We start from the raw sequence: 10073 nt of genomic DNA, 5'->3' as shown, positions 1-10073 counted from the left end.
CGATCACCGCCGCCGAGCTCGCGCGCGTGCGGGACGGCACGCGGGTGTGGGTCGGCGGCGCGGTCACCCACCGCCAGCGCCCGGCGACCGCGGGCGGCATCACCTTCCTCAACCTCGAAGACGAAACGGGCATGGCGAACGTCCTCGTTTCGCCGGGACTGTGGCGACGGCAGCGGCTGGTCGCCCGCACCAGCGCCGCGCTGCTGGTCCGCGGGATCGCCCAGGCGGCCGAAGGGGTCGTCACGCTCGTCGCCGACCGGCTCGAAAGCGTCGATCTTTCGATGCACGCGGGGTCGTCCCGGGACTTTCGTTGACTTGCGGGCCGCGCGGTGGTTCTCTCTCCGAGAGCGCTCCCAGCCATCCGTTCGTGCCCGACGAGAGGATGGACTTCCCATGACAGCAAGACGTCTGCGCTGGGCAGCGTGGCCGGTGCTCGCCGTGCTCGCCGCGGCGGTGCCCGCCGCCGAAGCCGCCGAACCACCCGGGGCGACGGTCACCGTCGACGTCCGGGCGGGACTGGCGACCGTGCCGGACACCGGGATCGGCGTCAACCACGCGGTGTGGGACAGCCAGCTGGGGACCGGCGCGGTGGCCGACCTGCTCGGCGGGGCGGGGGTGCGGATGCTGCGGTACCCCGGCGGGTCCTACGGCGACATCTACCACTGGAAGGACAACACCGCGCCGGGCGGCTACGTCGCGCCGGACACCGATTTCGACACCTTCATGGGCGGCGTCCGCCGGACCGGGGCCCAGCCGATCGTCATCGCGAACTACGGCACCGGATCGCCGCAGGAGGCGGCGGACTGGGTGCGGTACGCGAACGTCGAAAAGGGGTACGGCGTCAAGTACTGGGAAATCGGCAACGAGAACTACGGCAACGGCCACTACGGGGCCGATTGGGAAGCCGACGACCACGCCGACAAGAGCCCGACGGCCTACGCGAACGAAGTCGTGGCCTACGCCGACGCGATGAAGGCCGCCGACCCGGCGGTAAAGGTCGGCGCGGTCCTGACCACCCCGGCGAACTGGCCGGACGGCATCGTCGGCGAGGGCGACACCGGGACGTGGAACCAGACCGTGCTCTCGATCGCCGGCCCGCACGTCGACTTCGTGATCCTGCACTGGTACCCGACCGGCTCGACGGCCGAGGAAGCGCTGGCGAAGCCCGAGCAGGTGGGTGACATGATCTACCTGGCCCGCGAGCAGATCACCCGGTACGCGGGCCGTCCGCTTGGCATCGCGATGACCGAGACGAACACGCCGGTGGGCATGGACACCCAGCCCGGCGCGCTGTTCGCCGCGGACGCCTACAGCGCGTTGCTCGCGAACGGTGTGTTCACAGTGGACTGGTGGAACACGCACAACGGCGGGACGAAACTGTCCACTGTGGCCGGTTACCCGGATTACGCGGATTCCGGCCTGTTGTCGAGTGCCACCTGCCTTTCCGACGGCTGCGAGCCGCCGCTGAACACCCCGTTCGCGCCCTACTACGGCCTGAAGATGCTCAGCGGATTCGCGCGTCCCGGTGACCAGTTCGTCCGGGCGGGCGCGGACGACCCGCTCGTGAGCGCGCACGCCGTCCGCCGCCCGAACGGCGACCTGGCGGTGCTGCTGATCAACAAGGATCCCGCCCAGGCGCGCGCGGTGACGCTGGACTACACCGGTTATACGCCGTCCGCGGCCACACCGCAGGTCTCGACGTTCGCCAACGGCGCGACGTCGATCACCACCGCCCCTTCGGGTTCGGCCGGTGCGCAGACGCTGCCGCCGTATTCGCTGACGACCGTGGTCCTGCACCCGGTGTCTCCCGCGGCCGGTCCGGGCGCACCCGGCCAGCCGGCCGGCACGGCGACCGACCGCACGGCGACGATCACGTGGCCCGCGGCGACCCCGGCCGGCCACCCGATCGCGAAGTACGAGGTGTACGCGGGCGGCCAGCTCTGGGGCGAGACGGCGGCGACGACGTTCACCGCCCGGAACCTGGTGCCGGGCAGCCGGTACACGGTGAACGTGCTGGCCCGTGACACGGCGGGCCAGGTGTCGTGGGCGTCCCCGCCGGTGACGGTGACGACGGGCGCGCCAGCTTCGAGCAGTTGCACGGTCCGGCTGACGGACGTCACGGACTGGGCGAGCGGCTTCGTGGGCGGCATCCGCGTGACGTCGGCGGACGTGACCGGCGACTGGACGCTGTCGTTCACCTGGCCGACCGCGCGGCAGCGGGTGACGAGCGGCTGGAACGGAACGTGGACGCAGACCGGCAGCGCGGTGACGGTGACGTCCTCGGCTTCGGTGACGTCGGGCACTGACGTGGGGTTCGTGGCGGACTACGGCGGGCCGAACATCCTGCCGTCGGCGTTCACGCTCAACGGAACCCTCTGCTCGGTGGCGTGATCAGGCTGCGGTCAGTCCGCGTTCGCCAGGTGGGCGAGGGCTGACCGCAGCGCCCGCCGCGTCTTGCCGTCCAGGCCTTCCAATAACCCGTCCTCCACTGCCCGGATCGCGTCCCGCGCCGCCGCGTGGCGACGGAGGCCGAGTGCGGTCAGGCGGACGACCCGGGCCCGGCGGTCCGCCGGGTCCGGGTCGCGGCTGACCAGGCCCTCCGCCACCAGGCCGTCCAGCAGCGCGATCAGCCGGGTCTTGTCGTAGTGGATCTGCTGCGCCAGCACCAGCTGGCTCGGCGCCGAGCCGCGGGCCAGCGCCGACAGGACCACGTACTGCCACATCGAGAGCCCGTGCTCGGCCAGCACGGGCTGCTCGGCCTCGGCCAGGCGGCGACCCGCCCACGCGCAGAGGGCTCCGAGATCGTCGTCCTCGTTCACCGGCCGGATTTTACGCGTGGACAAATGATACGCAGTTGCGTACGGTTTACTTCATGACAGCATTCCAGGTAGGTCGTGCCGAGACGCGCACGACGTCCATCGCCGCTTCGCCCGAACACGTCCTCGGCTACCTGGCCGACGCACGCCACCTGCCCGAGTGGGCGCCGGGGTTCGCGCCCGCCGTCGAACACGACCACGACGACGTCTGGCGCGTCCCGGCCGACGACGGGCCGCGGCTGGTCGCGGTGAAGGTCGCGCGGGAGCACGGGGTCGTCGACTTCGTCAGCGCGGAAGCCCCGAACCTCGGCCTGTTCACCCGCGTGGTGCCCAACCTGACCGGGGCTGAGCTGATCTTCAGCCTGTTCTTCCCCGAGGACACCGACGCGGCCGCGGTCGACGCGCAGATGGCCGTCGTCGACGAGGAGCTGCGGGCGGTGCGAGAGCGCGTCGAGGCGTGAAAGCTCAGCGGATCAGCTCGTCGGCGACCCACCGCACCACGCCGTCCGGGTACGGGTTCGTCAAGCCCAGTACCACGTGCCCGAACCCGGCGCCGACGGCTTCTTCGATCTTCTCCCGCGTGGCGGCGGGCTTGCCGTAGTCGACGGGCAGGACGATCGAGCGGGTGATCTCCGCCGGGTCGCGGCCGATCTCCGCGCAGAAGCGGTCGAGCAGCCGGCTGCGGGCGGCGAGGTCGTCGATGTCGCCGCCGCCGGGGATGTTCCACACGTCGGCGTGCTCGGCGGCCACCCGCAGCGTCGCGCTCGCCCGGCCGCCGAGCACGATCGGCGGGTGCGGTCGTCGCACCGGCTTCGGGTTGCCGAACGCGCCTTTCAGCTTGACGTGTTCGCCGTCGAAGTCGAACGGCTCCTCGGAAGTCCACAAGCGACGGATGACCGTCAGCGCCTCGGCCAGCGCCGCGACGGCGTCGTCCTGGGAGTGGTAGGGCAGTCCGTGGCCGTCGTATTCGCGCCGCGCCAACGGGTGGCTGGGGCGCGAACCGGCGCCGATGCCGAAGTCGAGGCGGCCGCCGGACACGATGTCCACTGTGGTCGCGATCTTCGCCAGCACCGCCGGCGGCCGGAAGCGGTTGCTGGTCACCAGCAGGCCGAGCCGGATCCGCTCGGTCTGCGCGGCCATCGCCGAGAGCAGCGTCCAGCCCTCGTGGATCGGACCGTCCGGGTCGCCGCCGATCGGCATGAGGTGGTCGAACAGCCAGGCGTGCTCGATCTCGGGGATCGCGTCGGCTTCGCGCCAGACGCGCAGGATCTCGTCGTAGCCGACGTTCATCGGCGCGGTCATGATGCCGAAGCTGGTCATCAACGCCTCCGGAGGGACTTCTCGAGCAGGGCGGGCGGGGTGTCGAACTTCTCGTGCGCGGCCAGGTCGACGCCGGGGGCGACGATCGCGTCGATCTCGTCGAGCACGTCGGCGGGCAGCACGGTGTCCGCGGCGGCGAGCTGCGACTCCAGGTGGCCGAGCGTGCGCGGGCCGATGAGCGCGCTGGTCACGCCGGGGTGGGCGGTGACGAAGCCCAGCGACAGCTGGATCAGCGAAAGGTCCGCCTGGTCGGCGAGCTTGGCCAGCTTTTCGACGGCGTCGAGGCGGGCCTGGTTGGCGGGGTCGGCGAGGTCGAAGCGCTGGGGCAGGGCCGCCGCGCGGTTGGTCGTGATCTCCTGCCCGGCGCGGACCGCGCCGGAGAGCCAGCCCGACGCGAGCGGGCTCCACGCGAGCACGCCGAGGCCGTACTCCTGCGTCACCGGCAGGACGTGGGCTTCGATGCCGCGCTGCAGGATCGAGTAGCTGGGCTGCTCGGTGGTGTACCGGCTCAGGTGGTGCTCGCGCGCGGCCCACTGGGCCTGCACGATCCGGTACGCGGGGAACGTCGACGAGCCGAAGTAGCGGATCTTGCCGGCGCGCTGCAGGTCGGTCAGTGCGGAAAGCGCTTCCTCGTCGCTCGTCGCGGGGTCCCAGCGGTGCATCTGGTACAGGTCGACGTGGTCGACGTCGAGCCGGCGCAGGCTGTCTTCGAGTGCCTTGAAGATCCAGCGGCGCGAGGTGCCGCGGTGGTTGCGCTCCTCGCCCATCGGCATGGCCGCCTTGGTGGCGAGCACGAGGTCGTCGCGGCGGTTCTTGATCGCCTGGCCGACCATGACCTCCGACTCGCCCTGGCCGTACATGTCGGCGGTGTCGATCAGGTTGACGCCGCCCTCGAGGGCCGCGTCGACGATCGCGGTGGCCTCGGCCTGGGTGGTGCGCCCGATCGCGCCGAAGTTCATCGCGCCGAGGGCGAGGGTGCTGACCTGGACGCCGGTGCGGCCCAGGGTGCGGTACTGCATTTCGGGTTCCTCCGTGGGATGATGGCAAGCGGAACGTTGCTCCGCTAACAATACGGAGCAATGTTCCGTTTAGCAACCCCGGGAGGTGTGATGGGCAGGCCCAAGCGTGCCGACGCGCAGCGCAACGAGAAAACGCTGCTGGACGCGGCGGCCGCCGTCTTCGTCGCGTCGGGGGTGGACGCGCCGGTGCGGGACATCGCGGCGAAGGCCGGCGTCGGGATGGGCACGATCTACCGCCACTTCCCGACCCGGGCGGACCTGATCATCGCGGTCTACCGCCACCAGGTGGAGGCCTGCGCCGACGCAGGCCCCGCGCTGCTGGCCTCGGCCGCGTCGCCGCACGCGGCGCTGGCGGAGTGGATCGACCTGTTCGTCGACTTCCTCGTGACCAAGCACGGGCTGGCAGGCGTAATGCAGGGCGACGGCTTCGCCGCGCTGCACGCGTACTTCCTCGACCGCCTGGTCCCGGTGTGCGCCGAGCTGCTCGAAGCCGCCGGACTGACCGCGCGCGTGCGGCCGCTGGAGCTGATGCGCGGCGTCGGCAACCTGTGCATCGGCGCGGAGGACAACAACCCGGACTACGACGCGCGCCGCCTGGTCGGCCTCCTGATCGCGGGGCTGCGGGCGTGACCGGGCAGCTCACGGCGGACCCGTACCCGCTGCTGGCCCGGCTGCGCGCGACCGAGCCGGTGTCCTGGCGGCCGGAGCTCGACGGCTGGCTGGTCACCCGGCACGACCTGGCGCTGCGGGTGATGCGCGACGCGGCCACCTTCACCGTCGACGACCCGCGGTTCTCGACGGCCCGGGTCGTCGGCCCGTCGATGCTGTCGCTGGAGGCGGCCGAGCACACCCGGCACCGGGCGCCGTTCGCCCGGCACTTCCGCCCCCGCGAGATCGCGGACCGGTTCACCGGGTTCGTTCGCGCCGAATGCGCCCGGCTGGTCGACGGCTTCGCGGCGGCCGGGCGCGCGGAGCTGCGGCGGGAGCTGGCCGGCCCGCTCTCCGTGGCGGTGGTGGCCGACGCGCTGGGCCTGGCCGACACGGACACGGCGCGCGTGCTGGCCTGGTACGACGCGATCGTGTCCACAGTGGACGACATCTCGGCGGGCCGCCCGCCGGGATCCGGTGGCGCGGAAGCGTTCGGCGAGCTGCGCACGCACCTTGAGGGCTCGGTCGGCCGGCGCTCGCTGCTGACCGAGGCGGCTTCGGCGCTGGAGCTGCCGGAAGTGGTGTCGAACGCGGCGGTGCTGATGTTCGGCGGCATCGAGACGACCGAGGGCATGATCGCCAACCTCCTGCGCCACCTGCTTCGCGAGCCGTCGCCCCCGGACCGCGCCCTCATCCCGGCCGCGATCGAGGAATCGCTGCGCCTGGAACCCGCGGCGGCGGTGGTCGACCGCTACGCGACCCGCGACGTCTCGCTCGCCGGAGCGTCGATCGCCCGAGGCGACCTGGTGACGGTCTCGCTCACGGCGGCCAACCGCGACCCGGCGGTGTTCGCGAACCCGGACGTGTTCGACCCGAGCCGCCCGGACCTGCGCAAGCAGCTGGCGTTCGCGCACGGCCCGCACTTCTGCCTCGGCGCCGACCTCGCGCGCCTGGAGGCACGGATCGCCGTCGAGACGGTGTTCGACCGGCTGCCCGGCATCGCGCTGGAGTCCGACGTGGCGCCGTCGGGGCTGGTGTTCCGCAAACCCGCGGCCGTACCCGCGCGGTGGCTGCCATCATGACGGCATGACTGCGTGGCGGGAGTTCGAGGCGGCGGAACCGGAGTTCGCGAAGCGTGTGCAGGCGCTGTTCGACGCGCACAAGCACAAGACGATCGCGACGGTGCGGGCCGACGGTTCGCCGCGGATCTCGGGGATCGAGACGGTTTTCGCGGACGGCGAGCTGACGTTCGGGTCGATGCCGAACGCGCGCAAGGGCGCGGACCTGCTGCGGGACCCGCGGTTCGCGGTGCACAGCGCGACGGTCGACCCGGTCGAGGGCGCGGAGGCGGAGTGGCCGGGGGAGGCGAAGATTTCGGGCCGGGCGGTGTCGGCGGATGGTGGCGGGAGTTTCCGGGTCGATGTCGCGGAGGTCGTGCACACGCACTTGAACGCGACGGCGACGTTGCTGGTGGTGGAGTGGTGGACGCCGGCGGGCGGGTTGCGCAAGGTCGAGCGCGAGTGAGCTGAGGCGCGGTTGCGTTGAGCGGTGCGGACGTCGGGGCCCCGGCAAAGTCGGGTCGGTGCGGCCGGTCCGGCGATCCGCGATGTCATGAAAGGGTCGTTCACCTCGCCAGACGACATGAACGACCCTTTCATGGCATCCCTGCGGCGCCGGCGCGACTTCGCCGGGACCCTGGGCGCGGATGTAGTGAATGACTCATTCATGTCACCGGACGCCATGAATGAGTCATTCACTACGTCTCGGGCAGGGGGCCGCAGAGATCTTAAGTCAACTGCTTGACTTAAGATCAGACCTTCTCCATCCTCGGGAACAGGGGACATTCACCAACGAGGAGCCCGTGATGACGCCGACCCACACCGACCCGCTGCCGCGCTTCCCGTTCGACACCGAAACCGCGCTCGAACCCCCGCCCGAGTGGGCCGAGTTCCGCGAGAAGTGCCCCATCGCCCACGTCGCGCTCGCCAGCGGGGACCAAGCGACCCTGATCACCCGCTACGACGACGTCAAGACCGTCCTCTCCGACCCCCGCTTCACCCGCCCGACCCCCGCCGACAACGCCGCGCGCGTGGCCGACACCGAGTCCGGTGGGGTGTTCAACTCCGAGATGGCCACCGTGCTGCCGCAGCACGGGGAAGCGCACATCACCTGGCGGCGGACGCTCGGGAAGTGGTTCACCGCCAAGCGGATGAACGCGCTGCGGCCCGGGATGGCCGCCATGGCCGAGCAGCTCATCGACGACCTGGTCGCCAAGGGCGCGCCCGGGGACCTCAAGGCCGGGGTTGCCTTCCCGCTGCCCGTCTGGGTCATCTGCGACATGCTCGGCGTGCCCGACGCCGACCGGGACCGGTTCGCGCACTGGTCCGACGTCATGCTCAGCATGACCCGGTACACCCAGGCCGAGTTCGACGCTGCTCAGCTGGAGTTCGGGCAGTACATGGGCGGGCTCATCGCCGGGAAGCGGGCCGCACCCGGGGAAGACATCCTGAGCGCGCTGCTGCCCGAAGAGTGGTCCGACGCGATGCTCATCGCCACCGGGATCGGGCTGCTCATCGCCGGGCACGAGACGACCGCGAACATGATCGCCAAGATGGTCGCGATGCTGCTCGCCGACCGGAGCCGGTGGGAGGCGCTGCTCGCCGACCCGTCGCTGGTGCGCACCGCCGTCGAGGAATCGCTGCGGCTGGACGCCAACGCCGGGGTCGGGATGGCGCGCTACCTGCACGAAGACTTCGAGGTCGGCGGCACCGTGCTGCCCGGCGGCACCACCGCGATGTGCAGCATGGCCGCGGCCAACCGGGACGAGCGCGCGTTCGGCAACGCCGCCGAGATGGACCTGGGCCGCAGCCCGAACCCGCACCTCGCCTTCGGGGCCGGCGCGCACGCCTGCCTCGGGCAGCCGCTGGCCCGCACCGAGCTGCAGGTCGTCCTGGAGGTGCTGCTGCGCAAGCTGCCCTCGCTCGAGCTGGCCGTCCCGGCGGACGAACTGCGCCGGGTCGAGGGGCTCGCCGTCGGTGGCCTGCGGGAACTGCCCGTCCGCTGGTGACGGCGCGGGCAACGCGGGAGCTGATCCTGACGGTGGCGGAGCGGCTGTACGCCGAGCACGGCGTGCTCGCCGTGTCGAACCGGCAGATCAGCGAGGCCGCCGGGCAGGGCAACAACGCCGCGGTCGGCTACCACTTCGGCACCCGCGCCGATCTGGTGCGCGCCATCGCCCGGCGGCACGCCACGCGGGTCGAGGAGCTCCGCCGGGACATGCTGGCGGAGCTCGGCGACCGCGCCGGGCTGCGGGACTGGGTCCGCTGCCTGGTGCACCCGTCGACCGGGTACCTGGCGACGGCGGGTTCGCCCACCTGGTTCGCCCGGTTCACCGCGCAGGTGATGACCGAGCCGTCGCTGCGGGCGGTCGTCGCGGCGCAGACGCTGTCGTCGCCGTCGCTGGCGCGGACCGTCGAGGGCCTGGCCCGGTGCCTGCCCGAGCTGCCGCCCGACGTCCACGCCGAACGCAACGCCATGACCCGGCAGCTGCTGATCCACACCATGGCCGAGCGCGAACGCGCGCTGGCCGAAGGCGGCGACACCCCCAGAGCCACCTGGCGCGAGGCCGCCACGGGCCTGACCGACGCACTGGTCGGCCTGTGGCTCGCGCCCGTCACGAACCACCCGAGGGAAAGGAACGGCCGTGAAGGTCACCGTTGATGAAGAAAAGTGCTGCGGCGCCGGGACTTGCGTGCTGCTCGCGCCGGACGTGTTCGACCAGCGCGAGGACGACGGGATCGTGATCCTGCTCGAGGAGCGCCCCGGCGAGGAGCACCACAAGATCGTCCGGGAAGCGGCCAGCGTGTGCCCCGGCGTCGCGATCTCGGTCAGCGAGGACGCGTGAACGTCCTCGTCGTCGGGGCGTCCGCCGCCGGGCTCGCGACGGTGGAAGCCCTGCGCCGCAAGGGGTTCGAGGGCGGGGTGACCGTGCTGGGCGCCGAGGCGCACCTGCCCTACGACCGGCCGCCACTGTCCAAACAGGTCTTGGCTGGCGCCTGGGAACCCGAGCGGGCGCGGCTGCGCGACCCGGAGGCGTTGTCCGGCCTGGCCGCGGACTTCGTGCTGGGCGACCCGGCGGTCCGGCTCGACGCCGCCGAACGGACCGTCCACACGCTGAGCGGGCGGACGCTGACCGCGGACGCGATCGTGCTGGCCACCGGCCTGCGGCCGCGCACGCTGCCCGGTCAGCACGGCCTGGCGGGCGTCCACG

13 protein-coding genes are annotated in these 10073 nt (G+C 71.9%); 10 read left to right on the top strand and 3 right to left on the bottom strand.

All coding sequences use genetic code 11. The features are described 5' to 3' along the window. Both G3I65_RS02365 and G3I65_RS02360 read left to right on the top strand, forming a co-directional pair. Nucleotides 1-314, top strand: a 314-nt coding sequence (locus tag G3I65_RS02365; RefSeq protein ID WP_345944063.1) for an OB-fold nucleic acid binding domain-containing protein, incomplete at its 5' end; no start/stop codon positions are given. Between the two features lie 79 nt (nt 315-393). Continuing rightward, nucleotides 394-2391 (top strand): cellulose binding domain-containing protein, encoded by a 1998-nt coding sequence (locus G3I65_RS02360; protein WP_166639549.1) that lies wholly within the window; start codon nt 394-396, stop codon nt 2389-2391. Between the two features lie 11 nt (nt 2392-2402). Here the strand turns inward: G3I65_RS02360 and G3I65_RS02355 are convergent, their stop codons facing one another. After that, entirely contained in the window at nt 2403-2819 is a 417-nt protein-coding gene (locus G3I65_RS02355; protein ID WP_160694293.1) for a MarR family transcriptional regulator, read from the bottom strand. A 53-nt stretch (nt 2820-2872) separates the two neighbouring features. Between G3I65_RS02355 and G3I65_RS02350 the strand changes: the two genes are divergently transcribed. Further along, nucleotides 2873-3277, top strand: coding sequence for a hypothetical protein (locus tag G3I65_RS02350; RefSeq protein ID WP_160694291.1), 405 nt, complete (start codon nt 2873-2875; stop codon nt 3275-3277). A gap of 4 nt (nt 3278-3281) precedes the next feature. Here G3I65_RS02350 and G3I65_RS02345 read toward each other — a convergent pair whose 3' ends face one another. Together G3I65_RS02345 and G3I65_RS02340 are read right to left on the bottom strand one after the other, a co-directional pair. After that, nucleotides 3282-4136 carry an LLM class flavin-dependent oxidoreductase gene (locus tag G3I65_RS02345; protein WP_160694289.1) on the bottom strand — a complete coding sequence of 285 codons (855 nt, stop codon included), beginning with the start codon at nt 4134-4136 and terminating at the stop codon, nt 3282-3284. Next, nucleotides 4136-5155, bottom strand: coding sequence for an aldo/keto reductase (locus G3I65_RS02340; protein ID WP_160694287.1), 1020 nt, complete (start codon nt 5153-5155; stop codon nt 4136-4138). Before G3I65_RS02340 ends, G3I65_RS02345 begins: the two co-directional genes overlap by 1 nt. 90 nt (nt 5156-5245) lie before the next feature. On the opposite strand from G3I65_RS02340, the gene G3I65_RS02335 reads away from it, so the two are divergent. From G3I65_RS02335 to G3I65_RS02305, 7 genes are all read left to right on the top strand, one after another. After that, nucleotides 5246-5785 carry a TetR/AcrR family transcriptional regulator gene (locus G3I65_RS02335; protein WP_125313302.1) on the top strand — a complete coding sequence of 180 codons (540 nt, stop codon included), beginning with the start codon at nt 5246-5248 and terminating at the stop codon, nt 5783-5785. Continuing rightward, nucleotides 5782-6885 carry a cytochrome P450 gene (locus G3I65_RS58700; protein ID WP_203612255.1) on the top strand — a complete coding sequence of 368 codons (1104 nt, stop codon included), beginning with the start codon at nt 5782-5784 and terminating at the stop codon, nt 6883-6885. The genes G3I65_RS02335 and G3I65_RS58700 overlap by 4 nt, the downstream gene beginning before the upstream one ends. Before the next feature lie 4 nt (nt 6886-6889). Continuing rightward, nucleotides 6890-7327 (top strand): pyridoxamine 5'-phosphate oxidase family protein, encoded by a 438-nt coding sequence (locus tag G3I65_RS02325; RefSeq protein WP_160694283.1) that lies wholly within the window; start codon nt 6890-6892, stop codon nt 7325-7327. Nucleotides 7328-7667: 340 nt separating this feature from the next. Next, the gene (locus tag G3I65_RS02320; protein ID WP_163046629.1) at nt 7668-8870 is read left to right on the top strand and encodes a cytochrome P450; all 1203 of its coding nucleotides are present in this window, start codon (nt 7668-7670) and stop codon (nt 8868-8870) included. Continuing rightward, on the top strand, nt 8867-9523 hold the full coding sequence (locus tag G3I65_RS02315) for a TetR family transcriptional regulator (protein WP_160694279.1): 657 nt from the start codon (nt 8867-8869) through the stop codon (nt 9521-9523). The genes G3I65_RS02320 and G3I65_RS02315 overlap by 4 nt, the downstream gene beginning before the upstream one ends. Next, entirely contained in the window at nt 9507-9707 is a 201-nt protein-coding gene (locus G3I65_RS02310; protein WP_125313307.1) for a ferredoxin, read from the top strand. The genes G3I65_RS02315 and G3I65_RS02310 overlap by 17 nt, the downstream gene beginning before the upstream one ends. Next, nucleotides 9704-10073, top strand: a 370-nt coding sequence (locus tag G3I65_RS02305; protein WP_160694277.1) for an FAD-dependent oxidoreductase, incomplete at its 3' end; no start/stop codon positions are given. The genes G3I65_RS02310 and G3I65_RS02305, both read left to right, overlap by 4 nt.

The organism is Amycolatopsis sp. SID8362 (assembly GCF_010550475.1).
Lineage (GTDB): Bacteria > Actinomycetota > Actinomycetes > Mycobacteriales > Pseudonocardiaceae > Amycolatopsis > Amycolatopsis eburnea.
The sequence above is the reverse complement of the archived record's forward strand: the minus strand, read 5'-3'. Positions and strand labels throughout refer to the sequence as shown.

What these genes read in the sequence shown, in the direction of transcription:
- G3I65_RS02360 (WP_166639549.1), top strand. Translation starts at nt 394, where the DNA reads ATGACAGCAAGACGTCTGCGCTGGGCAGCGTGGCCGGTGCTCGCCGTG.
- G3I65_RS02350 (WP_160694291.1), top strand. Translation starts at nt 2,873, where the DNA reads ATGACAGCATTCCAGGTAGGTCGTGCCGAGACGCGCACGACGTCCATC.
- G3I65_RS02345 (WP_160694289.1), bottom strand. Translation starts at nt 4,136, where the DNA reads ATGACCAGCTTCGGCATCATGACCGCGCCGATGAACGTCGGCTACGAC.
- G3I65_RS02340 (WP_160694287.1), bottom strand. Translation starts at nt 5,155, where the DNA reads ATGCAGTACCGCACCCTGGGCCGCACCGGCGTCCAGGTCAGCACCCTC.
- G3I65_RS02335 (WP_125313302.1), top strand. Translation starts at nt 5,246, where the DNA reads ATGGGCAGGCCCAAGCGTGCCGACGCGCAGCGCAACGAGAAAACGCTG.
- G3I65_RS02325 (WP_160694283.1), top strand. Translation starts at nt 6,890, where the DNA reads ATGACTGCGTGGCGGGAGTTCGAGGCGGCGGAACCGGAGTTCGCGAAG.
- G3I65_RS02320 (WP_163046629.1), top strand. Translation starts at nt 7,668, where the DNA reads ATGACGCCGACCCACACCGACCCGCTGCCGCGCTTCCCGTTCGACACC.